The organism is Maribacter confluentis (genome assembly GCF_030505015.1).
GTDB lineage: Bacteria > Bacteroidota > Bacteroidia > Flavobacteriales > Flavobacteriaceae > Maribacter > Maribacter sedimenticola.
On the sequence record NZ_JAUKUC010000001.1, the window covers coordinates 1,824,503 to 1,849,167 of the forward strand.

Genomic DNA, 24,665 nt, shown 5'->3' on the forward strand with positions numbered 1-24,665 from the left:
GCAAAGATCGGGAAATAAACCGCAAATTTAAGATGTCCTTGAAAAGAAACGAAAATGTATTTTATACCATTTCCAAATGGAAAAATTCCACCATTCTTTTATTCTTTTTTTGCATCACCTTTTTTATACGGTTCCCTTTTTTCTTCAGGGACTATATTGACAGGGACGAAAGTACGTTTATATTACTTGGGCAATCTTGGGCCAACGGTTTTTTGCCCTATACCCAATTATGGGACTTAAAGCCCCCGTTAACCTTTGCTTTCTTTGCCTCCATAATCACCCTATTCGGCAAAAGCTTTATTGCCATTAGATTAGCAGGAGTGTTCACCGTTTTGATTACAGCATTCTTTACCTTTAAAATTGCACGTACCATATTGGCCAAAACATCATCTATAATTGTTGCCGTGTCCTGTATTGTATTGCTCAGCTTGTTTGGCAGTTTGCAAGGTGTAATGTCAGAACATATCTGCGTTGCTTTCTTTGTTCCTGCAATCTACCTGATACTGAAAAAAAAATCTGCGTTTGCCATCTTTTTTGCCGGACTGCTCATGGGAGTTACGGTAATGGTCAAACTGAATATGGCATTCCCCATATGCTTTATTGGCTTGTTCCTTTTGCACGAAGCATTGCTTACTAAAAAAAAGAAGGGTTTTTTAAAAGTCATTTTATTTGGTATAGCAATACTTAGCGTGATTCTCGCTACCATAGTCCCTTATTATATAACCGGGCAAACCTTAGTATGGTGGAAATCAGTAATTCTGGCCCCTTTGGAATATACCGAGGCTAGAAGATACTCATTCCTTAAACTTGCTCCTATATTCGTTATTATAGGTTTGTTTCTCATCTATGCCTATAAAAACAAATACATTGATTTTAAAAACAGAACCCACCAGTTACTGCTGGTCTCTATTTTTGGGATATTGTTATCGTTTATAAAAGGCGGAAGGATAAACGGCCATTACCTCATACAATTACACCCTCTATTTCTAATCCTTTTGGGCGTAGTGATTTCAAATATTTTATTACGTTATAAACCAAGAATACCGGTTTTCCTTGCATTTGTAGGAATGTTGATACCTGCAGAAAGTTATTTGGAATATATCAATGTCGCCAAAAACTATTATGAAAAAAATACACTTTATAATGGCGAGGGTTTCTCTGTACCACAATATATTACAGATCACAATTTAGAGACCAAAAACATACTTTTTTTTGAATACCATATTGGTTATTGGAATTTAAATACGCTACCGCCCACCATTGCGGCTACACATCCCAGTAATATTTGCAGGGATGAACTGTTCCCATTTTTCAACAACCCTAGAAAAATTGCTATTGAAGAATTACAATACATTATGGAGGTCATACGGCCCAAAACGGTAATAACAAGAAAAGGCAAACGGATTTTCGACAAGAAATTGATAGAAGTAAATACCTATATAGATGATTACCTTTCTACACATTATGTAAAACTGGCCGATGTTGAAAATGCAGAAGTATTACAACGACTAGAGCGACCTTAATATACCCTCAAATTTATTGGCATATTTTTTGATCACTTCCTTGGTAAACTCCTTTTCCTCATCTATTCTACCAATCAAGGATACACCAGTTTTATGCAATATGATATTTTCGGTCTGCGGATTTGCTTCCCCACTGAACAGTACGGATACATCATAACCTTTATGTAAAAGCCAATTGATCGTCAATAAAGAATGATTAATACTGCCCAGATAATTTCTGGAAACTACTACCACCTTGTAGTCTGGCATAATAATATCAAACATGGTATCCTCATCATTTAAGGGTACCAATATTCCCCCAGAACCCTCAATGATCAAATTATTATCGGTTTCCGGTTCATTGATATGGAACCTATCTATTCTAATACCTTCCAACTCTGCCGCGGCATGCGGACTCATAGCTGCCTTCAACTCATAGCTGCACGGATGAAACTTAGATTTATCATTGGAAATCAACCTTTTCACCTTATCTACATCTGTATTGTCCAAATCTCCCGCTTGCACAGGTTTCCAATAATCTGCCGTTAGAGCTTCGGTAAAAATAGCAGAAGCAATTGTTTTGCCTACTTCTGTTGAAATTCCAGTCACAAATATCTTTTGCATTATATTCTTACTTTGAGTTCGTAATCATTTTACAATTTAGGCACTTATACTTTCTTTTTTCAAAAAATGGAAAAAGTTTATAAAATACCCCCTTACTGTTATAATATGGTTCTGATCGTTTTGCCTTACAATTTGGACATACAATAGGATTACCTTGTTCATCTACGGCATAGGCCCTGATTTCATCATAAATAGCAATTGCCCTTTCCTTATCCTTTGAATATACCTGCAATTTTACGCCCCCAATGGCATTGCTAATAAGAGGATCGGAATTTAAGGTATTCTCATCCCTTAAAAAAACCGGAATACCCTCTGACTCCAGTTTACCCTTTACAATCTGTACATCGGCAACATATTCAAAACTAGCCAATTGATAAAATTTATCTTCCATGCCCATACTAAATAAAACTGGATAACAATTTAAGCAATAGTCCTATTTCTTCCTTGGAATTAAAGCTATGCAAACAAATTCTAAGTCGCTCTTGACCTTCGGCCACCGTTGGAGATACAATGGCCTTAACATGAAATCCTTTATCCAATAGTTTTTTGGATACCGTCTTTACCTTTTTTGTACCAGGGACCACGCAACATTGTATAGCTGTATCGCTAGCAATAAAATAATCATTTAATTTATATGCTTTGACCTGATCTTTAAAACATGCAATATTTTCCGCTAACCTTACTTTTGGCTCTTTACTTAATTCATTAAAAAATGTATGGGCCGTAAGAATAGTGGCCAATGTATGTGGCGTTAAGCCTGTGGTGTATATTAACGGTTTTGCAAAATTGACCAAAAATGCCTTAAGGTCATTACTGCCCAAAACCGCTGCACCATGACACCCAAATGCTTTTCCAAAGGTTATGGTCCTTGCGAAAACAGCTTCCTGCAACCCCAATTTTGCCACTAGACCTTCTCCATTTTTACCTAACACGCCACCGCCATGGGCCTCATCAACAATTAAATGATAGCCGTTAGTATTGGTATAATCCGCAAAAGCTTTTAAGTCGGGAGAATCTCCATCCATTGAAAAAACACTTTCGGTAGCCACATATACCATACTATCTTTTTGATCATTTCTCGCCAAATTCAATGCAATTCGGTCTTTTAGGCTAGACAAATCATTGTGTAAGAAACTATATGATTTTGCATTGCTCATTCGTATCCCCTCACGTATACTTGCATGAACATACTCATCATAAAATATAATATCACCGCGTTGTGGTACGGCGCCGAATAAGCCAAGGTTAGCATCATAACCAGAATTGAAGACCAATGCTTCCCCCGCTTTATAAAAATTAGTTAACAAAGGTTCCAATTGGCCATAAAGTTTGTGATTACCGGACAAAAGACGCGACCCTCCTGATCCATTGGAAGCTATCCCTTCATTTAAAAGCACCTGAAAAGTTTTAGAAAACAGTGTTTCACTATTGGCAAATCCCAAATAATCGTTGGACAAAAAATCTATTAGGCCACTCTGTGAAGTTAAATGCCTAAAGGTGTCTTCTTCCTTACGGTCTGCCAATAATCTTACTAACCTAGCGGGTGTTTTACTCATTGAGCAAAAATAACTTTTCTATGAATTGAAACGGAAGTTTTTAATGAAATGAAGAATTATTTACTCCTAAGTTGAGAAAAAATCTGTTTTTTAAGAAAACCGGCTTTAAATCACCATTTACAATCATTTAGAACGTTGATAAATAGGAGTTTACATTTATTTTTTATCAAAAATAAACGTGAAATAATGTTTAAGTGTTAAAGAATAAACATATTTTTGCACAATTTTTAAGGAATTTTCCTACTATTAATATTGTATATTGCTATTAGCGCTATAATTTTTTTCTGATTGATTGGCTATGAAAAGAGATAAAATTGCAGACAAAGAAAGATTAGAAGCTTTAGGTTCTTATACTATTATGGATTCTGAAGAGGAATCCCTATACAATGATGTCACGGCTTTGGCAGCAGCTATATGCAACACCCCTATAAGCCTTATTTCTTTAGTGGACGATAATCGACAATTTTTTAAATCGCATCATGGATTGGATTTATCTAGTACTACACTAGATGATTCTTTTTGCAAATATTTAATTCTTGATGATTTAGATGTTTTAATCGTAGAAGACCCAAACCAGGATAAACGATTTTCAGAATATGCTTCTGTCAAAGGAGATTTGAAAATTGGTTTCTACGCTGGAGTTTCCTTAACTAACGATGATGGATATCAATTAGGTTCATTATGTGTCATGGACCAAAAATCAAAACAACTCAATGAGCTGCAAATAAATGGCTTAAAAACACTTGCCAAGCAGATCATACAATTATTTGAATTAAGAAAATCAAAAAAAATATCACGGCACCAAAAAAATAAATTAGAACAAAAAGGTATACTTCTTGATAACATCGTTTCTGCAACTGGTATCGGTATTTGGGAACGGGATATCAAGATTAATTTAATGAAATTAAATTATGAATGTCTAAAAATTCTAGGTTATTCCGCCGAAGCAAAAAAAACCTTACAATATTCTGATTGGGAAAATTTTATACATCCGGAAGACCTAAAATTGGTCAGGGCAAAACTAGAACGTTGTTTTGAGCAAAAGACTGAAATTTATGATATTAAATACCGAATTATAAACTTAAGGGGGGAAACTAATTGGGTTCATGATAACGGTAAAATATTGTCTTGGGACAATGATCAACCGCTTTTGATGTACGGTACCATTCAGAATATTACGCAAAAAGTAAATGATGATTTTGAACTGGTAAAGCTTAAAAATAACCAGGAAGCCATTATCAATAACACCAAGGATCTTTTATGGTCCGTTGATACCGAATACAGATTAATAATGGCAAATAACGCCTATCATGAATTGATAAGGGACAATATTGGCTATCAGTTTAATGTTGGGGATGTTGTGTTTTCTGAAAATTTTGATGATGATATCAATAATAAATGGAGAAATAATTATGCCCGGGCATTAAACGGAGAACAGTTTTCCATTAAAGGTAAATTTTACAATCCGGTAAAACTTAGAACCACCTATGGGTTGACCTCTTTTAACCCCCTTTATGACAACAATGGTAAATTATTAGGTCTTACCTGCTATTCTAAAGACATAACATCAGAGGTTTTGTCACAGCAGGTATTGATAAGTGCCAAAGAGGAAATGCAAAAAATATTGGATGCATCCTTGGATATCATTTGTACCATAGATGAAGAAGGATATTTCCTGAGCATTAACAAGGCCTGCCAAAAAATTTGGGGATATGAACCAAAGGACTTGATCGGTAAGCAATATTTAGAATTTGTACATGAAAAGGACAAAAAATTGTCCTCGAATGAAGCATCCGCAATTTTAGAAGGTGAAAAGGTTACGGGATTTGAAAATAGATATATTCACAAGAACAATACTATAGTACCCATGCTTTGGTCCGCAAATTGGGACGAAAAAGAAAGGGTAGTGTACTGTATAGGCCGTGATATAACCGAGAAGAAAAAAGCTGACGTACAACTTGAACAATCAGAACGCCGATTTAAATCTTTGGTACAAGATGGTAGTGATTTAATTGCCATATTAAATACAGAAGCCAATTTCCTATATGTAAGTCCAACTTCTACCAGAATTTTGAAAACAACCCCAAAGGAATATTTAGGCACCAATGCATTTGACTATGTACACCCTGAAGATTATGATGAAGTCCTAAAACAATTTTATGAAATCTTGGAAGTACCCCAAACCAAAATTAGGCCATTTAGGTTCAGAATGAAAAACCACCAATATATTTGGATGGAGACAACTGTAACCAATAAATTGGACGAACCTTCCATAAACGGTATTGTAGTAAATTCACGAGATGTAAGTAACCGTATCAACTACTTAAAGGCCATTGAAAAACAAAATGCAAAATTAAAGGAAATTGCATGGACACAATCCCATGAACTAAGAGCTCCTGTTGCAAGATTAATGGGCTTGGTTAATCTTATTAGGGACGAAAATCATGATCTTGATTCTGAAGAAAAAAACCGTATGCTGCAATACATTATAGATTCTGCAGATGAGATAGATGTGGTCATAAAGAAAATAGTAGACAGTACCGTACAACGAATGAATATAGAAGAAATCGAATGAGTTATAAAATAATTATTATAGAAGATGATCCAATATTTACCTTTTTGTTGGAAAAAGGTTTAAAGGCAACTGATATTATAGGCGATATAACATTGTTCACTAACGGATTAACGGCTATCAACTTTTTAAAGGAAGATTATAGCAAAGATAACAACTACATTGTGTTTTTAGATTTGAATATGCCCGTAATGAACGGTTGGAAATTTATGGAACATTTTGAAGTCCTTGCCAACCCTTCAAATTGTATGGTTTTTGTATTGACCTCCTCTGGCAATAAGCTAGATATCGATAATCTTATGGCTAGCCCATTAGTGACGGATTTTGTCATAAAACCCATAAATGATATTGTTTTCAAAAAAATTAAAAATGCCATTCAATCTAAATTTGGAGAATAATCCCTTCTTCACGCTTAATAATTAGAATCAAATTTTACAAACATGCATTAGCTTCATTATATTAGCTAAAAACATTGTATGCGTTATTTGTACCTAATTTTTCTCTTTTTGACAGCACCATCTCTTAGTGCGCAAACGATAAGTTATTCCATATCTTTTGATAATGCCATACACCATGAGGCCGTGGTTACGGTAAACTTCCTAGATATTGATCAAGATACATTGTCCGTAAGAATGAGCAGAACATCTCCGGGAAGATATGCCCTACATGAATTTGCCAAGAACGTTTATGCTTTTAAAGCCAAAGATGCCCAAGGTAATTTACTTAAAATCCATAGGCCCAACCCATATGAATGGCAAATTAACGGGCATAACGGAAGTGTAACAATTGAATACATCTTATTTGCAGATAGAGGGGACGGTACCTATTCACAAATAGATGAATCCCATGCGCATTTAAATATACCGGCCACATTTATTTATGCTCCTTCTTTAAGGGACAGACCCATTGAAGTTGATTTTGTAAATAGAGAAGATTTAGAATGGAAAATTGCCACTCAATTAGTAAAGGTTAAAAACAACACTTATAGCGCTCCAAACCTTTATTATTTTATGGATAGCCCCACAGAACTAAGTAACCACAAGGTAAGGGAATTCATTATTGATGATCAAACCGTAAAACTTGCTCTTCATGACCTAGAAACTGAAGAAGAAGCAGATAAGTATTTTGAGAAAGTAAAAAAAGTAGTAATTGCCGAAAAAGAGGTGTTCGGTGAGTTGCCACAATTCGATTATAATACCTACACTTTTCTAGCCTGCTATATACCAAACGCATCCGGTGATGGCATGGAACATAGAAATTCAACAATACTAACAAGCACAAGAACATTGGCAAATGGTGGTATGGATGGAAATATAGGTACGGTTTCCCATGAGTTTTTCCATAGTTGGAACGTGGAACGTATACGACCAAAATCTTTGGAACCATTTAATTTTGAAGAAGCAAATATGAGCGGAGCCCTATGGTTTGCAGAAGGTTTTACTAGTTATTATACTAATCTAATTTTATGTAGAGCCGGACTTATATCACCAGAAAAATATATTGAAGGATTGACGGGTACATTTAATTATGTTTGGAATTCGCCGGCCCTACAATTTTTTAATCCTATTGAAATGAGCTATCAAGCTCCTTTTGTAGATGCTGCCACATCCGTAGATCCCGTTAACAGGGAAAATACATTTATATCTTACTATTCCTACGGTAGTGTTTTAGGTTTGGCGTTGGACCTTTCCCTAAGGGAACAAAAATTGAACTTAGATGATTTTATGAAGCTTGTTTGGTCTCAATATGGTAAAACTGAAATACCTTATACGCTAGAAAATTTACACCAAACCTTGAACACTTATGCCGGCGAGGAATTTGGTAACCAATTTTTCAATAATTACATATATAAGAGTGGTATGCCCAAATACAAGGAACTTTTAGAAAGTGTTGGTGTTTCTATTTCTCAAGATTCCAATACTGTATATTTTGGGGCTGCGGTAACAATTTCCAATGAGAACAATGGTATAATTAAAAGTAATCCAACTATAGGAAGTCCTGCTTATACCGCTGGTTTGGACAAGGGTGATTTAATTACCCACATTAACGGTAGGCCATTGCAAGAAGATATTGCATTCAATGCTTTATTGAAACAATTTAGGCCAACAGATAAGCTTTCTATTGACTTTATAAGAGATGGCAATAAAAAAAATACCGTGTTAACGCTTGAACCAGATCCACACTATACCATTCAATTGATGGAAAAAACAGAAAATTTACCTTCTAAGCAAATGCTTAATGCTCGTAATTCTTGGTTAAAACTGTAATTATGGAAATCAATTACACCAGTGCAAGTACTACGGAAGAATTAATGCAAATTCTTTCCATACAACAAATGAATTTAAGATCTTCCGTTACCGCTACGGAGATGGCAAGAGAAGGATTTGTCACCGTTGAACATAGTTTGGAACTTCTTACTAAAATGAACAATGCTTTTCCGCATACTATTGCCAAACACAAGGGTAAGGTAGTTGGTTATGCACTATCCATGACACAAGATTTTAAGGATGATATTTCCGTCCTAAGACCTATGTTTACGGAAATAGAAAAAAATCATCTGCAGAATTATATTACCATGGGTCAAATCTGTGTTGCAAAGACCCATAGAAAACAAGGTGTTTTTAGAGGGTTGTACGCGGCAATGAAAAAAATAGCCTTTCCTATTTATACCAGTATCATAACTGAAGTGGATGCCACGAATAGCCGTTCTTTGAGCGCCCATTATGCTATTGGTTTTACAAAAATATGCACCTATCGTTCCTTAGGTCAAGATTGGGAATTGATATCTTTGAGGACATCATAATCCAATAAATTTAGATTTTATTATTGTTTTTCGATAATTTTTATATATTTATTATCGTTAAACGATAATAATTGTAAATATGAAGAATCTTATTTTTTTTCTATACCTATTAATTTGTCTTTGGATTATAGGAGGATTAGTTGCAATTTTTAGATCAAGTTCAGATCTTTACAACTTGATATTAATTGAAAACATCTACGATAACTTAACAATTCCTATTTGCATTTTAATAGCAAAAATTAGTATCAGCAGTATTTTAACCTTTTATTTATTCAAATTTAGTAGAGTCATAAATAAAATAAACCTTGAAAATTTTCTATCCAAGAAAAACGGAAAATCTTTTAAAACTATTGGAAGAGTATTTTTGTACTATTCTTTTATAAGATTATTTATTAACATAATTGAAATTTCGCTAGGTGAAAATTACCAGAAATTAATAGAATATAATACTAAAGGAGTCATCGAAGGTGTTGTAACGTTATTAATTACTTCTTTATTCCTTTTAATTATATCAAAAATAATTGATCAGGGTTATTACTTTAAGAATGAAAACGACCTAACCATATAATTATGAGCATTGTCGTTAACTTAAATACCGTATTAGCAGACCGTAATTTAAAAAGTAAAGAACTGGCAGAAATGATTGGTATTACCGAAGCTAATCTATCCATACTTAAATCAGGTAAAGCAAAAGCCATTCGCTTTTCTACACTGGATGCTATTTGCAAAGCATTAGATTGTCAACCTGCTGATATACTCGCATATGAAATTGAATAAAAAAGGCTACACTTTAAGGTGTAGCCTTTATAATTTATAACAATTGTACGCCTTAATCCGCCAGTACAATAACCTTATTATTCTTTAATTCAATGGTACCACTAGTTATAGGTAGCACAGTGTTTCCATCAGAATCTTTACTGAATTTTGATGCGTGAGCCTTTTCCAAAGTCACATTTCCGGCAATTTTAACCTTCCCTTCCTGTAACAAAGAAACTATTGGAGCGTGATCTTTTAACATCTGAAACTCTCCGTTAATACCGGGTACGGTAACAGATGTTACTTCTCCTGCAAACAAAGTGGCCTCTGGCGATACAATTTCTAAATACATATTTTTTAAGTATTCAGTACTCAGTATTCAGCATACAGTAGCAAACAAAGTGCAAACTGTTACTGCTTACTGCTTACTAGTTCTAAGCTTCAGTCAACATTTTCTCACCAGCCTCTATCGCTTCTTCTATAGTACCTTTCAAGTTAAAAGCAGATTCAGGTAAGTGATCCAATTCACCATCCATGATCATATTAAATCCTTTAATGGTATCCTTGATATCTACCAATACACCTTTAAGCCCAGTAAACTGCTCCGCTACGTGGAAAGGTTGAGAAAGGAAACGTTGTACACGACGTGCCCTACCAACTGCTAATTTATCTTCTTCAGATAATTCTTCCATACCTAAAATGGCAATAATATCTTGTAGCTCTTTATATCGTTGTAAAAGCTCCTTAACTCTTTGCGCACAGGCATAGTGATCTTTTCCTAAAATTTCAGCAGTTAATATTCTTGATGTAGAATCCAATGGATCCACAGCAGGATAAATACCTAGCTCAGCAATTTTACGAGATAATACGGTTGTAGCATCCAAGTGGGCAAATGTAGTTGCCGGAGCTGGATCCGTTAAATCATCCGCAGGTACGTATACCGCTTGTACAGAGGTAATAGAACCTCTTTTCGTTGATGTAATACGTTCTTGCATTGCACCCATCTCCGTTGCCAAAGTTGGTTGGTAACCTACCGCAGATGGCATACGACCCAATAGTGCCGATACCTCTGAACCTGCTTGGGTAAAACGGAAGATATTATCAACGAAGAATAGAACATCTTTACCTTGACCTTCACCAGCTCCATCACGGAAATATTCCGCTATGGTCAACCCAGAAAGAGCAACCCTTGCACGGGCTCCAGGTGGTTCGTTCATTTGACCAAAAACAAACGTTGCCTTTGATTCTTTCATTATATTTTTATCTACCTTGTTCAAATCCCAACCGCCTTCTTCCATAGAATGCATGAAATCATCACCATATTTGATAATACCAGACTCCAACATCTCACGAAGTAAATCATTTCCTTCACGTGTTCTTTCACCTACACCGGCAAAAACAGAAAGTCCACCATGTCCTTTTGCAATGTTATTGATCAATTCCTGAATAAGAACCGTCTTACCAACACCTGCACCACCAAATAATCCAATTTTACCACCTTTTGCATAAGGCTCGATCAAATCAATTACTTTAATACCTGTATATAAAACCTCTGTTGAAGTCGAAAGGTCCTCAAATTTTGGAGCCTCCCTGTGTATTGGCAGACCATTTTCTCCAGATTTAGGTAAATTTCCCAAACCATCAATAGCATCACCGATTACATTGAACAAACGGCCATAAACATCATCCCCAACAGGCATTTGGATCGCACTTCCCGTAGCCACTACTTCAACACCTCTACTTAGACCATCGGTAGAATCCATAGATATGGTTCTTACCGTATTTTCGCCAACATGGGATTGTACCTCTAAAACCAAAATTGACTTATCCTTGTTTACAATTTCCAAGGAATCATAGATTCTAGGTAGATCAGCACCTGATTGAAATTCTACATCAACCACTGGCCCAATGATTTGCGAAACTTTACCTGTAACTTTTGACATTACTTTTATGTTTATGTATTACGTTTAATATAACCTTAAAAATGCTCTCATTTTCAGGCTGCAAAGATATGCTATTCAATTTTAAACAAAAACTGTTTTTTAGCTTTTTTACAAAACTAAAAAGGTGCCCTAAGAGCACCTTTATTTATTGATAATTATATATTCTATTACTGTAACGTGGGAGAATAATTTGTAGGATAATCACCTACATTAAGCAAATTGCCCGATGCCTCAAAGTTTGAACCATAAGTAGCATCAATCGCCTTCATGAACTCATTTGCCAATAACGCATACCCGCGTGCAGTAGGATGGACACCATCCAAAGAAAATGCACTACCCGTCACCAAACTAGAGGTTAACGTAAAATCTCCACTGGTAATACCACCATTGGCCAACTGGTTCAATAAGGAATTTGCATCTACCAAGGCAAGACCTGCTTGGGCGGCCGTTGTTTCAATAATTTGGTTGAACGCCTCAATAGCCACTGCAATTTCTTCTTGTTCACTAGGAATTAATACCCACTTGTCCGCAAGCGGTACGGCAACTCCATTTACTGATAAAGGATTGCCCGGTACTGCAAGTGTACCAATAAAATTTGATGCCGTTAATACCAATAAATCATTCGCCGTGGCCTGTCTAATTTTTGGCAATGCAGCAAATGCCGGATTAATAGCTCCTAAATCCGTCAATGATTCATCCTCTATGACTACCGCATTATTAGGTCCTTCGACAAAATTTATCGTTCTGGCCTCTAATTCTTCCTGTGTAAACAATCCCGTACCTGCCAAAGCACCAAAGGCAGCCTGCAGACCACCATTATATTGGGCATAAGCCCCGTTCACCGCAGCTGCAGTAGCAGCATCCAGAGGTACCGGATTATGGGGAACTGTAGTAAAATGCGGAATATCTACCACATTAGGAATATTGGCAACCACTCCTTTTGCACCACCTGCAGTTAAAGTTGCGATTAAAGCTCCGTAACTACCGTCAAAACCAACACCTGGTACTCCTGAAACAGGAGTTATTGGGTTAGTACCGTCACCACCTGTAGTTGCATAGCCCAGTACATCGTTATTACCTATCCAAAGAGAGAAAAAGCTAGGAGCTTGACTTACTGCCATTTCTAATACGCTAATATCAGGTGTATTTCCTGTCATCCTTACGAAATAAGGGTTTGCCAAACCTAAAGATACATTTGCCAAATTTCCATATCCTGGCGCCAGTAGATGAAAGCTTTTAGCTCCTGGCACGCCTAGATTATTAAATGGACCGGTAGGGTTGTTCAATACTATATCCGTCGAAACAGTAACCGATGCGCCCAAAGCGGCTTCTAACGGTACAGGACCAGCACCTCCAAAAACCAATCTAGGGTCTTGAATTCTTTCTCCACCGGCAGCAAGTCCACCAAAATTATCGTTGGTAAGCGGTTGTACAAAACTTCCGCCACCCGCTAAACTAAATTTCTGGGACAATAAATTTGGCAACGACATACTTTGACTAGCTTGGAACAAAGCTCCGTCCGTAAAACCTGCAGTCAATGAATTGCCCAAGGCCACATAATTTGAAAAATCAGCAGAGCCAGCGGTCAATTCAACAGGGTCTTCCACAATCACTTCTGGTGAAAGATCAACATCTTCTGGATCATTACAAGCCGTAAAAGCCAAGATCCCTATAGAAATATATATAAATTTTAAATTTTTCATTTCAACTCCTTATTTAAAAATTAGTTGTTAATAGTCCAAGATAAGTAGTACATAGACCCTATAAATCCAGTACCGAATGCAGTAAAATATTCCTTATTAGTAAGGTTGGTACCTCCTAGTTTAAACGTGGACTTAATACTGGGCACATCATAATTAATCTGCGCATCCACTACATGAAATTCAGGTACTACACCATTACCGAAAGTAGCTTCCCAGAAATAATCATCGCTAAATCTATAGGATACGTTGAAACCAAAATTATTGAACAGTTCCTTGTTCCCAAAAGAAGCCTTGAATTTATGCTCTGGAGTGTTGAAATTCAACATTACATCTGGGTTTGCATCACGGTCAAAATCAAGTTTAGTAAAAGTGTAACTTCCTTCCAGATCAAAATTACCAAGTACTTTCATACTTAAACCTAGTGAAGCACCATAGGAATTTACATCTGCATCTGTATTTGTATATGCACTATAAGCTTGGAAATCCCCGTTTGAAATTGCCGCAATGGATAAACCACCATCACCAACAGTACCGTAATATGGGGCAACAACCACTTCCTGGGAAATAAAGTTTTGATAAGAATTAAAATAAGTACTAAAATCAATTACCAATTTATCAACCTTTCCCCTATAACCTACTTCAAAGGAAGTTACTTTTTCGGGCTTTATAATATCAGGGTTGGCTACTTCCAAATCGGCAGGATTTCCCGTTTCCGACAAACGAGTTACGGATGCTGCGGAATAAGAATTGTTATATGCCGCCGCCCCGGTTTGGTTTATTGTACTTGGCTGCCCTAAAAGCTGACCACCTCCACTGACTTCAAAATCCCTGGAATAACGATCCAAATTGTTTGGTGCGGACCCCACCAAGATTGCCCTACCTGCATCTAACCCAATAAAAAGATCTTGGGTAGTTGGGTTTCTAAAACCAGTTTGTGCAGAGGCCCTTATGTTATGATCTCTGTTCAGGGTAAAACCTGCAGATAACCTAGGCGATATAAATCCGTCAAAAAATTCTGACTTATCATAACGAATAGATCCGGTAAGTTTTAAGCTCTTTTCATTTTGAAAAGGCAATGTCTTTTGTACTTGTGAATAAATACCAAATTCAGAGTAATTTATGGGTCCATCAAAATCAGTATATATAGTACCGGAAGAATTTAAACTGTACTCCCTAAAAGAACCACCAACCTGAATTTCTGCCCAATCTATTAAATGGCTGAAATTGTAATTGGCATCTGCATGATAGTATTTGGATGCATCCTGAAATTTTGATCCCGTTGTCAAATCCGGATCGTTGATACTTCTATCAAAAGCAGCTTGAAACTCCGGTGTTCCAGGCAAAAACCTACCTGTCTCCGCTTGTGCCCTAGCCGCTGCATGTGCTTGCTCATCGGTTGCTCCTGCCAAGGTGGCCTGTACATATGTACCGGTGTATTCACCAAACCAAGTATTGTCATCTTTCCAAGCCCTGTTAATATTAATACCTGTAAACACCATGTCATAAGAATCACCGGCTTTATCAGCTACTACATAGCCCCTTACAAAGAAGTTGTCGTTCTTTACTTCCAACTTGTGCTGTTCCTGAAAAAAGCCAGCTATATTGTATCTGTTGGTTCCTTGGTAAATTGTATTACCCGTACCTACCTTACCTACATAGGACAATTCCAAACTATTATCTTCAATTGGCCTATAATATAGACCCCAATCCGCTTTAATACTTTCCGCATTGTAATTGGTCAACACATTTTCATTATAACCGGTTCTACTTACAATTTGCGAAGGAACCAATGCATTTGCACCGGCAGGTAAAATACCTAATCCTTCTAATGTAAGCGCCACATCCTTAATATCTGTTGCAACCTCATCACCATAGACATTGATACCGTCATAATTTAAATCTGCCCTAGTACCTCCGGGCCTAGTCTTATCTACTTCACTCGTAGCGGCCCAATCCGTACCTTTCAAATAACCAAAATTGACCTTTCCCGCAAATTTATCGCTGAATTTATGAGCAGCCCTAATCCCAACATCCGTATAGGCGTTATCCCCTGCAGATTTTTGAGAAGTAATACCTCTTTTTATAGAAACACTTATTCCTTCATGGTCAAACGGACTCTTACTGCGCATAAACAATATTCCGTTAAATGCATTAGCACCATACAATGCCGATGATGCCCCTGGTAATAACTCCACACTGGAAACATCCGTTTCTATCATACCTACCAAGTTTCCAATAGGAAAATTAAGTGCGGGCGTAGAATTGTCCATACCATCTACCAACTGCATAAATCGAGTATTGGCAAAGGAGGCAAATCCTCTGGTATTTACCGATTTAAATGTTAAACTGTTCGTATTTACATCAACTCCCTTTAAATTTTCCAAACCGCCATAAAAATCTGCAGCCGTGGTACTTTTTATTTCGGAAATACCAATTCTTTCCACAGTAACGGGGGATTCAAAAATTCGTTCAGGGGTTCTTGATGCAGAAATAACGACCTCATCCAAAAATGTTTGGGATTCTGTCAAAATAATATTTACCGTCTGATTATTACTTGTAATCGTTTCGGTGGCATTGGTATACCCAATACTTGAGACTTCTATTTTAAAAGGTGGAACCTCAGAAGTTTCTAAATTGAAATTACCGTCAAAATCCGATACAGTCCCAATAGTTTTACCAACAATAACAATATTGGCCCCGGGGATAGGCTGGTTGTTCTGATCAACAACCGTACCATTGATATTGGTCTGTGCAAACCCTAAGGCTCCAAAACCAAACAATGCTATAAGTAGTATTGCTCTCATTCTTAATTTAAGTTTAAAATTAGTTCGGGCTCAAGATACAGATTATTTTATCTCGAAAATAGTAATTTGAAAAAAATTATGCATGCATAGTATTATTTTGATAATTATACCTTACAAATATTGTGTATTGCGCAAAAAAAAGCGGTATGGATTGCTCCATACCGCTTTAATATAATTTATCTTACTACTATTCCACCGTTACCGATTTGGCTAAATTTCTGGGTTGATCCACATTACAGCCTCTCATTACCGCAATATGATAAGAAAGTAGTTGCAACGGAATGGTAGTCAAAAGTGGAGTCAAGCTTTCCAACGTTTCCGGGACCTCAATCACATGGTCGGCCAAATCTCTCACTTGTTCATCACCTTCGGTAACAATAGCGATAATCTTACCCTTTCTTGATTTAATCTCCTGAATATTACTTACTACCTTTTCATAATGTCCTTTTTTAGTGGCAATAACGAAAACGGGCATATGTTCATCAATTAAGGCTATAGGTCCGTGCTTCATTTCCGCAGCAGGATATCCTTCTGCATGAATATAACTTATTTCCTTCAATTTTAACGCCCCTTCTAACGCTACTGGGAAATTATATCCTCTACCCAAGTATAAACAATTGGTAGAATCCTTGTATACATCAGCAATAATTTCTATTAAAGCATTGGACTCCAACGATTTTTCAACCTTGGAAGGTATTGTTTCCAATTCCGTCAAATATTCACGGTATTTAGTTTCGGAAAATTCACCTTTTGCCTTGGCCAACCTTAAGGCTATTAACGTTAATACTGTAATCTGTGTAGTAAAGGCCTTTGTAGAAGCCACACCTATTTCTGGACCCGCATGCGTATAAGCACCTGCATCTGTCTCTCTAGCAATAGAGGACCCTACAACGTTACAAACACCAAAAACAAATGCACCTTTCTCTTTTGCAAGTTTAATTGCCGCCAAGGTATCCGCTGTTTCTCCAGATTGGGATATCGCAATTAAAACATCCTTATCCGTAATAACCGGATTTCTATACCTGAACTCAGACGCATATTCAACCTCAACAGGTATTCTTGCCAAATCTTCAAAAATATATTCCGCCACCAGACCTGCATGCCATGAAGTTCCACAAGCCACTATGATGATTCTATTGGCATTAATGAATTTCTCCATATTTTGCTCAATACCGGACATTTTTACCAATCCTTGATCTGCCAATAATCTTCCTCTATAAGTGTCCTTTATAGCCCTAGGTTGTTCGTAAATTTCCTTTAACATAAAGTGGTCATATCCACCTTTTTCTATTTCCTCCAAATTCATTTGCAATTCTAAAATCCTTGGATACGCAACTGAATCATCCTTAATCTTTCTTAATTTAATCTCCTTACCCAATCTAATAATAGCCATTTCCTCGTCTTCCAGATAGACGGCATTATTGGTAAATTCGATAAAAGGCGAAGCATCAGAAGCAATAAAAAATTCATTGTCGCCAATACCAATAGCCAATGGGCTACCTAATTTTGCAACTACAATTTCATCTGGCTTTTCAACATCAAAAACGGCAATTGCATAGGCACCAACAACTTGATTAAGCGCTATTTGCACCGCCTTACCCAACTTCACATCTTCCGTTTTCTTAACTTCCTCTATTAAATTGACCAAGACTTCAGTATCCGTATCCGACTTAAATACATAACCCCTTTTGGTCAACTCCTGCTTAATGGCCTCATAATTTTCAATGATACCATTGTGAATGATTACCAGATTTCCTGAATTTGAATAGTGCGGGTGGGAATTGACATCATTTGGAACACCATGGGTAGCCCAGCGGGTATGACCAATTCCTATACTTCCTTCCAAAGAAATCTCCTTGGCCTTGTTTTTTAAATCTTCTACCTTTCCCTTAGTTTTAGAGAGGTTGATTTTGTTCCCATCATACAACGCAATACCTGCACTGTCATAACCACGATATTCTAATCGCTGAAGACCTTTAATTACTATGGGAAAAGCATCCCTATGACCTATATAACCTACAATTCCACACATATAACTATTATTTGCTGACTTATTTTTTAACTATCCTACACGAAAATATACCATCGTGACCAAATTTTATACCATTTAGGGTATACAACGTGAATAATCTATAAAATGATATACGAATACCAAATTAATTATAGGAAATAGAAATAGGTTTACCTAGTCGGCCTTTGTATAAAAAATCTCAAGCCTTAAACGCTTATCAAAATTAGGATCGGTACTTGGCACATTACTACCATATAGTACTGTTCCCAAAGGAGTTAAATTAGAAGTTGTAGCTATAGATTTTTCTTCTCCCGTTACTTTGGCCGGTGCTACGTTCCAATTTTGGATATTGGTAGACAAGGTCAATGCCAGAGTGGCATTAGCAGAGTCCCTCACAACCAAATTGTTGATATGGTCTGTTATCTTAACAGAATATTTTAGCCCTTTTCCATCAGTTTTTTGCAAAATACCATCGTAATTCAGAAAAAGCCCCGTAATTGGATTGGCCTCAAGATTATTTTGTTCTGTATTTTGATTGATTAAGGGAAAGTTGTTTTCTGAATTATAAAGATATAGCCTTATTGGCTCCAAAGCACTTCCGTTAACATCCAACATCTCCCTATCTACATAGAATACCAGATTGGCTTCATTGATTACCCAGTTTTCAGCACGTATTTGTTCAACAATACTTTCCCCTCCATTCTCCTCGAACAAATTAATTTCGGCATAGGTACCTGGCCCTCCTTTTAAATATATTCTTGATGCATTTTCCTCATTATCCAAAGATTGTGCAATTTCCGGCGAATAACTTTCAGCTGTAATCGTATTTACGGCATTACCGCTTACGGATCCACTTGATATTTGGGTCAAAAAGTTAAGAACAAAATCTTTCTCTTTTTTTACGTTGACAATATCATCACTTGTATCATCTGCTGTTCCATTGGTATCATAACTATCGTAACTATAAGTTACGGTAATATTGGCCGTTTTAAGGTCGAACATAAAATAAACCTCATTACCAACTTCGTCCGTAATTGAAAAGTGTAGCCCCCTTAAAAACTCCTTGAAATTAGCTTGGCTCAATAATTCCGAACTTCCTTCCTTGTCCAAAAGATTGGTTTGAAAAAATTCATTATCCAATTTCACGCGAATTCCCGGATTCAATTTTGTATTGGTCAATGATTCATCTACCTCCGTAGTTGTCTCATCATCCTCATTAGGTATCAATTTTTCTTTATTATCAATTTTTACCTCACCGTCAAACAATACATCTGAAACAAATGAAGGTGAAATCTCTTGAGAAGTAAAATATTCCTGTGATTCTTGAAAATTAGCATCTGGATCAAGGTCCCTTAAATAATACGTAGACCTTTCTACCTTTAAATTAAATGTAGGTAGATTTTCATCTGTTATAGCATCGTAATACAGACTGTTATCAAACTTTTTTCCGTTGATATAAATACTGTCCAATTCTATACGCTCCGCAAAATTATTTGATATGATGGCTTCTCCATTATCATCATATAAACCGTCACCATCAGCATCTACACTACCACCATCCAATGGATCGGTTCCTGCAGCCGTTTCCAAAATATTGGATACACCATCCAAATCGTTATCATTGTCCGGATTCAATGGTTCATTATCAAATTCATCATTCACCCCATCATTATCACTATCCGGAGTTATGGACTTTGACAAAAAGGGGATATACAGATATACCTCCTCCACAGTTTCATTTTCCTGAATAACCGTAATGGCCTCATCTGCACTGCCTGCATTATTTTCCTTTTCTTGAGAAAAATTACCAAATGTTGGGTTTTGCAAGGACAATAATAATTGAGAAGTTACAGAAGCTCTTGTTTTACCATATATTGGGTCATTATAAGTCCCTATTTGATATATTGGCAACTTATTGGACTGTACCGCCTCTATATTCTTGTTATACACAAATACATCATAGACTTCCTGTCCTGTAGTAAAAGGTTCGTTACCAACTACTCCTGCACCTACCGTAGTCAAATCTTGTTCACAAGAAACCAAAAAAGCCAATATCAAAAACAATCCCACAAACCTGGGAGTGGCGGACTTATCAAAAAAATTCATTCAGATTATTTTAAAACTTCTGTGTTATAAAAATTAGCATACGCCTCTTCAAATTCCTGCACAGGTACGTATGGCAACACTGGTTTTTCTTGGTTGGATATATGGTTCTCTAATTCTTCCGGAATTTCTTCCGAAGCTAAAATAATTGCATCCGCGTAATCTACGGCCACCTTTAACAAATTATTATAAGTAGGCTCTGCCAAAGAAGAAATAGCTTCTTCAGGAATACCATCAAATGCAATTTTTTTGATCATTTCTGGATCTAAAGTGCCATCAAAAGTTTTACCGTATACAGACAACACGATCTTACTATCCCCAAACAAAGGCTCATCCGCGTAGTATTTTTTAAGATATAATGGCAAAAGACTAGCCATCCAACCATGTACGTGAATAATATCCGGAGACCAATTTAATTTCTTGACCGTTTCCATGACCCCTTTAGCAAAGAAAATCGCCCTTTGATCATTATCAGGAAACAATACTCCTTGCTTATCGGTAAACGTAGCCTTTCTCTTAAAATATTCTTCGTTATCAATAAAATAAACCTGGATACGTTCTTTTGGTATTGATGCAACCTTAATGATCAATGGCATATCCATATCATTAATTACCAAATTCATACCGGAAAGACGTATTACTTCGTGCAGTTGATGCCTCCTTTCATTGATATTCCCATAACGTGGCATGAATATCCTTATCTGGCCACCATTGCTGTTGACCATTCTAGGTGCTTCATAAGACATTAGGGAAACTTCGTTTTCGGGTAAGTAAGGAACTAATTCAGAAGATACAAATAATATCTTTTTACCATTCATAAAGGTTATATTTTATTTTTCACAAGAACGCAAGTGCAAAATTACAAAAAATATAGAGATTAGCAGTAATTATAGTAAGTTTGCTCGCTAAATTACATTTTACATGTTGGTAATCAAGACCAAAAATGACCTGAGGGCAGAACTGGATAAAATTGACAAAGAGCAGGGTCTAGGCTTTGTACCTACAATGGGCGCACTTCATGAAGGGCATGTTTCCTTAATCGAAAGAGCGGCAGAAGAAAACAATTATATTGTTGTAAGCATTTTTGTAAACCCTACACAATTTAATAATAGTGAGGATTTGGAGAAATATCCTAAAACTTTGGAAAATGATATTAACCTTATTGCTTCGGTAGCAGATGAAGCTATTGTGTTTGCACCTTCCGTTAGTGAAATCTACGAGAAAAATGTCACCCATAACCTATATGATTTTGACGGATTGGATAAAGTAATGGAAGGTGAATTCAGAGACAACCATTTTAACGGAGTAGGTACCATAGTTGAAAAATTGCTTAGGCTAGTGTCTCCCAACAAAGCTTATTTTGGAGAAAAAGACTTTCAACAACTAAGGATTATTCAAAAAATGACAGAATTACAGCATTTACCCGTTGAAATATTAGGCTGTGAAATTGTACGTGAAAAAAACGGTTTGGCAATGAGCTCCCGAAATGAAAGGTTAAGCGATACAATACGACTAAAAGCGGCGTTCATTTACGAGACGCTAAAAACCGCTAAACAAAAATTTGGCACAGAAAATGTTATAAGTATTAAGGATTGGGTTCATAAGGCCTTTGAGCAAAACGCTGATTTTCAGTTAGAATATTTTGAAATAACCGATAGCGAAACCTTGACCCCGATCAAACAGAAAAGCAATAATATTAAATACAGGGCGTTTATTGCAGCCTATGCCGAAAATGTTAGGCTTATAGACAATTTAGCCCTTAATTAACTAATTTCGTAAGATGCAAGTACAAGTTGTAAAATCAAAGATACATAGAGTAAAAGTCACTGGTGCCGACCTTAACTATATCGGCAGCATTACCATTGATGAGGACTTAATGGATGCCGCTAACATAATTAGGGGGGAAAAAGTACAAATTGTTAACAATAACAATGGTGAACGCCTTGAGACCTATGCAATACCAGGTCCTAGATCTAGTGGTGAAATAACATTGAACGGTGCGGCAGCAAGGAAAGTTGCCGTAGGAGACATCCTAATTCTCATTACTTACGCTTGGATGGACATAGAAGCTGCCAAAAAATTCAATCCTTCATTGGTGTTCCCTAACGAAACAAACAACTTATTGAATTAAATTTGACGACCGGTCTAAAACATAAATTAAAGATTATACTCCCAATTGCATTGGGAGTTTTTTTAGTTTGGTATTCCTATACCAATACTACTCCCGAAAATAGGTCGCAAATAGTATTCTATATTAAGGAAGCCGACCCCCTTTATGTCTTTCTTTCCGTGCTCATGGGTATTTTAGGCCATGTATCAAGAGCTATTAGATGGAACTATCTTTTGGAGCCTCTTGGATATAAACCACGTATAAAGAACAATATACTGATCATACTCACCTCTTATTTTGCCAATCTTGGAATACCTAGAACTGGTGAGGTGCTAAGAGCTACAGCACTTACTACATATGAAAATGTACCCTTTGAAAAAGGATTTGGGACCATAGTCACGGAAAGGGTCATAGATGTAATCATGCTGTTGGCCATAGTTTTAATTACTTTTTTATTACAGACAGATATCATAATGTCCATGCTCATTGAGCGAGGCATTAATTTTACCGGCATCCTTTTATTACTTGGGGCGGGCATATTGTCCTTTGGAATATTTATCTTATTTATTAAAAAAAGCTCAACTTCAATTGCCAAAAAAATAAAAATGTTCGTAAAAGGCCTTTTGGATGGTGTTTTCAGCATTTTTAAGATGAAACATAAATGGTTGTTCATCTTTCATACATTATTTATTTGGGCTTGTTATATTGGCATGTTCTGGGTCATTAAATTTACGCTTCCTGAAACCCTGCACCTCTCCCTTGGGCAATTAATGGTTGCATTTATTGCAGGTTCATTTGCCATGGCAACCACCAATGGCGGAATAGGTCTTTATCCTATTGCAGTAAGTAGTGCTTTGGCCATTTATGGCATAAGTGCTGTTTCCGGAGATGCATTTGGTTGGATCATCTGGATTGCCCAGACCATGATGATAGTTGTTTTCGGTGCAATATCTTTTCTTCTATTACCGTTATTAAACAGAAACAAATAGTACCAACTATTTAGAACTTGCCTTATATGCGTAATCTCATTGTTGTATACGCGCTTTTTTTAAGTGTGATATCTTACTCCCAAGTCTCCCAGGAAATCTTTGAATCCTTTAAACTACAGGAAAGAAGGGACGTGCATTACTATTTTCCGGAAAACTTGGATGACACCAAAAAATATCCGCTTATTATAGTCTTGGATGGTGAATATCTGTTTGAACAAGTTGTGGCATCATCTAAATTTTATAGTCAATTCCACGGTATGCCCCAAAGTATCGTTGTTGGAATAAACCAAAACGAAAACGAGCTTAGGTTTGAGGATTGTGCCTTTGACCCGGATAGTGGGCTCCCGTCTGAAAAAGGCAAAAGTTTTTATGAATTCATTGGCATGGAACTAATTCCATATTTGGACCTAAACTACAGTACCGCTCCTTTTAAAATGATCGTTGGTTATGATATTACCGCCAATTTTGAAAACTATTGGCTTTTTAAGGATAATTCCATTTTTGATGCTTATATCTGTATTTCACCTACCCTTGCCCCTGATATGGAAACAAGAGTACCTATGAGACTGAATACATTTGACAACCAAATATTTTATCAATTGATTGTTGAAGGGGAACAGAACAAGGATACCAAAAAAATAATGGCAATGGACCAGGGCATTAAGGCTTTGGAAAAAGAAACCTTGCACTATTATTTTGATGAATATAAAAACGCAGACCATATTTCCGTAGCCACTTACGGAATAGGAAAATCTTTTGACAATATATTTGGCATGTTCAAGCCCATTAGCCCACAAGAATATAAAACCCAAATACTTACCAGTGAAGAACCGGTTTATAATTATCTGGAAAAAAAGTATCAAAACATTGTGGATATATTCGGTTTTAGCAAACCCGTAGAATTAAATGATATTATGGCCATATATGCGGCCTCAAGAAAAAAAGAGGATTTTGAGTCCCTAAAACCCTTATCGGAACTTTGTAAAAAAGAATATCCTGAAACCATGCTCGGATTTTATTTTGAAGGGGAATATTATGAGCAGTTAGGTGAACCCAAAAAAGCATTAAGAACATTTGAAAAAGCTTTTCAAATGAAAGAAATAGATTTTTTAACTAAAGAAATGGCCCTTGAAAAAATGGATGCCTTAAAAGCCGATTTCGGATTTTAATAAATTAAAAAGCTAGTTCC

The 24,665-nt window shown here is 36.4% G+C and carries 21 protein-coding genes; 11 read left to right on the forward strand and 10 right to left on the reverse strand.

Features of this window, described 5'->3' with window-relative positions; genetic code table 11:
- Window positions 1-32 precede the first annotated feature (32 nt).
- Window positions 33-1,523 carry an ArnT family glycosyltransferase gene (locus tag Q2T41_RS08035; RefSeq protein WP_304435651.1) on the forward strand — a complete coding sequence of 497 codons (1,491 nt, stop codon included), beginning with the start codon at window positions 33-35 and terminating at the stop codon, window positions 1,521-1,523.
- Here the strand turns inward: Q2T41_RS08035 and bioD are convergent.
- The 3 genes from bioD to Q2T41_RS08050 are packed head-to-tail and all read right to left on the reverse strand — an operon-like array spanning window position 1,509 to window position 3,682.
- A complete protein-coding gene (gene bioD / locus Q2T41_RS08040) occupies window positions 1,509-2,126 on the reverse strand; it encodes a dethiobiotin synthase (protein ID WP_304435652.1) in 618 nt (205 codons plus the stop codon). The two genes, Q2T41_RS08035 and bioD, sit on opposite strands and share 15 nt — an antisense overlap.
- 7 nt (window positions 2,127-2,133) lie before the next feature.
- Entirely contained in the window at window positions 2,134-2,517 is a 384-nt protein-coding gene (locus tag Q2T41_RS08045; protein ID WP_304435653.1) for a putative signal transducing protein, read from the reverse strand.
- A gap of 7 nt (window positions 2,518-2,524) precedes the next feature.
- On the reverse strand, window positions 2,525-3,682 hold the full coding sequence (locus Q2T41_RS08050; RefSeq protein ID WP_304435654.1) for an aminotransferase class I/II-fold pyridoxal phosphate-dependent enzyme: 1,158 nt from the start codon (window positions 3,680-3,682) through the stop codon (window positions 2,525-2,527).
- 298 nt (window positions 3,683-3,980) lie between these two features.
- Here Q2T41_RS08050 and Q2T41_RS08055 point away from each other — a divergent pair, with 298 nt between their 5' ends.
- The 6 genes from Q2T41_RS08055 to Q2T41_RS08075 all read left to right on the forward strand — a co-directional run bounded on the left by Q2T41_RS08055 (window position 3,981) and on the right by Q2T41_RS08075 (window position 9,834).
- On the forward strand, window positions 3,981-6,257 hold the full coding sequence (locus Q2T41_RS08055; protein ID WP_304435655.1) for a PAS domain S-box protein: 2,277 nt from the start codon (window positions 3,981-3,983) through the stop codon (window positions 6,255-6,257).
- Complete coding sequence (locus tag Q2T41_RS08060; protein WP_304435656.1) at window positions 6,254-6,652, forward strand: response regulator; 399 nt, start codon at window positions 6,254-6,256, stop codon at window positions 6,650-6,652. The genes Q2T41_RS08055 and Q2T41_RS08060 overlap by 4 nt, the downstream gene beginning before the upstream one ends.
- Window positions 6,653-6,730: 78 nt before the next feature.
- A complete protein-coding gene (locus Q2T41_RS08065) occupies window positions 6,731-8,521 on the forward strand; it encodes a M61 family metallopeptidase (protein ID WP_304435657.1) in 1,791 nt (596 codons plus the stop codon).
- 2 nt (window positions 8,522-8,523) lie between these two features.
- A complete protein-coding gene (locus tag Q2T41_RS08070; RefSeq protein ID WP_304435658.1) occupies window positions 8,524-9,057 on the forward strand; it encodes a GNAT family N-acetyltransferase in 534 nt (177 codons plus the stop codon).
- Between the two features lie 79 nt (window positions 9,058-9,136).
- Window positions 9,137-9,625: a DUF2975 domain-containing protein gene (locus Q2T41_RS20745; protein ID WP_367186841.1), complete on the forward strand. Its 489-nt coding sequence runs from the start codon at window positions 9,137-9,139 to the stop codon at window positions 9,623-9,625.
- Between the two features lie 2 nt (window positions 9,626-9,627).
- On the forward strand, window positions 9,628-9,834 hold the full coding sequence (locus Q2T41_RS08075) for a helix-turn-helix domain-containing protein (protein ID WP_304435659.1): 207 nt from the start codon (window positions 9,628-9,630) through the stop codon (window positions 9,832-9,834).
- A gap of 52 nt (window positions 9,835-9,886) precedes the next feature.
- Here the strand turns inward: Q2T41_RS08075 and Q2T41_RS08080 are convergent, their stop codons facing one another.
- From Q2T41_RS08080 to Q2T41_RS08110, 7 genes are all read right to left on the reverse strand, one after another.
- Window positions 9,887-10,165 (reverse strand): F0F1 ATP synthase subunit delta/epsilon, encoded by a 279-nt coding sequence (locus tag Q2T41_RS08080; RefSeq protein WP_089260930.1) that lies wholly within the window; start codon window positions 10,163-10,165, stop codon window positions 9,887-9,889.
- A gap of 82 nt (window positions 10,166-10,247) precedes the next feature.
- A complete protein-coding gene (atpD, locus tag Q2T41_RS08085; RefSeq protein WP_304435660.1) occupies window positions 10,248-11,756 on the reverse strand; it encodes a F0F1 ATP synthase subunit beta in 1,509 nt (502 codons plus the stop codon).
- A 167-nt stretch (window positions 11,757-11,923) separates the two neighbouring features.
- Window positions 11,924-13,459: an SGNH/GDSL hydrolase family protein gene (locus Q2T41_RS08090; RefSeq protein ID WP_304435661.1), complete on the reverse strand. Its 1,536-nt coding sequence runs from the start codon at window positions 13,457-13,459 to the stop codon at window positions 11,924-11,926.
- Between the two features lie 20 nt (window positions 13,460-13,479).
- Window positions 13,480-16,263 (reverse strand): TonB-dependent receptor, encoded by a 2,784-nt coding sequence (locus Q2T41_RS08095; protein WP_304435662.1) that lies wholly within the window; start codon window positions 16,261-16,263, stop codon window positions 13,480-13,482.
- A gap of 187 nt (window positions 16,264-16,450) precedes the next feature.
- Window positions 16,451-18,295 carry a glutamine--fructose-6-phosphate transaminase (isomerizing) gene (glmS, locus tag Q2T41_RS08100; RefSeq protein WP_304435663.1) on the reverse strand — a complete coding sequence of 615 codons (1,845 nt, stop codon included), beginning with the start codon at window positions 18,293-18,295 and terminating at the stop codon, window positions 16,451-16,453.
- 153 nt (window positions 18,296-18,448) lie between these two features.
- Window positions 18,449-20,380, reverse strand: a complete 1,932-nt coding sequence (locus Q2T41_RS08105; protein WP_304435664.1) for a DUF4270 domain-containing protein — start codon at window positions 20,378-20,380, stop codon at window positions 18,449-18,451.
- Between the two features lie 5 nt (window positions 20,381-20,385).
- The gene (locus tag Q2T41_RS08110; protein WP_089260936.1) at window positions 20,386-21,195 is read right to left on the reverse strand and encodes a glycogen/starch synthase; all 810 of its coding nucleotides are present in this window, start codon (window positions 21,193-21,195) and stop codon (window positions 20,386-20,388) included.
- Between the two features lie 103 nt (window positions 21,196-21,298).
- Here Q2T41_RS08110 and panC point away from each other — a divergent pair, with 103 nt between their 5' ends.
- From panC to Q2T41_RS08130, 4 genes are read left to right on the forward strand one after another with little or no spacing between them, the layout of a single operon-like run.
- Window positions 21,299-22,144 carry a pantoate--beta-alanine ligase gene (gene panC, locus Q2T41_RS08115; protein ID WP_304435665.1) on the forward strand — a complete coding sequence of 282 codons (846 nt, stop codon included), beginning with the start codon at window positions 21,299-21,301 and terminating at the stop codon, window positions 22,142-22,144.
- 13 nt (window positions 22,145-22,157) lie between these two features.
- Window positions 22,158-22,508, forward strand: a complete 351-nt coding sequence (gene panD, locus Q2T41_RS08120; protein WP_089260938.1) for an aspartate 1-decarboxylase — start codon at window positions 22,158-22,160, stop codon at window positions 22,506-22,508.
- Between the two features lie 2 nt (window positions 22,509-22,510).
- Window positions 22,511-23,476: a lysylphosphatidylglycerol synthase transmembrane domain-containing protein gene (locus Q2T41_RS08125; protein WP_304435666.1), complete on the forward strand. Its 966-nt coding sequence runs from the start codon at window positions 22,511-22,513 to the stop codon at window positions 23,474-23,476.
- Between the two features lie 26 nt (window positions 23,477-23,502).
- Window positions 23,503-24,645 (forward strand): alpha/beta hydrolase, encoded by a 1,143-nt coding sequence (locus Q2T41_RS08130; protein ID WP_304435667.1) that lies wholly within the window; start codon window positions 23,503-23,505, stop codon window positions 24,643-24,645.
- Window positions 24,646-24,665: the final 20 nt, after the last annotated feature.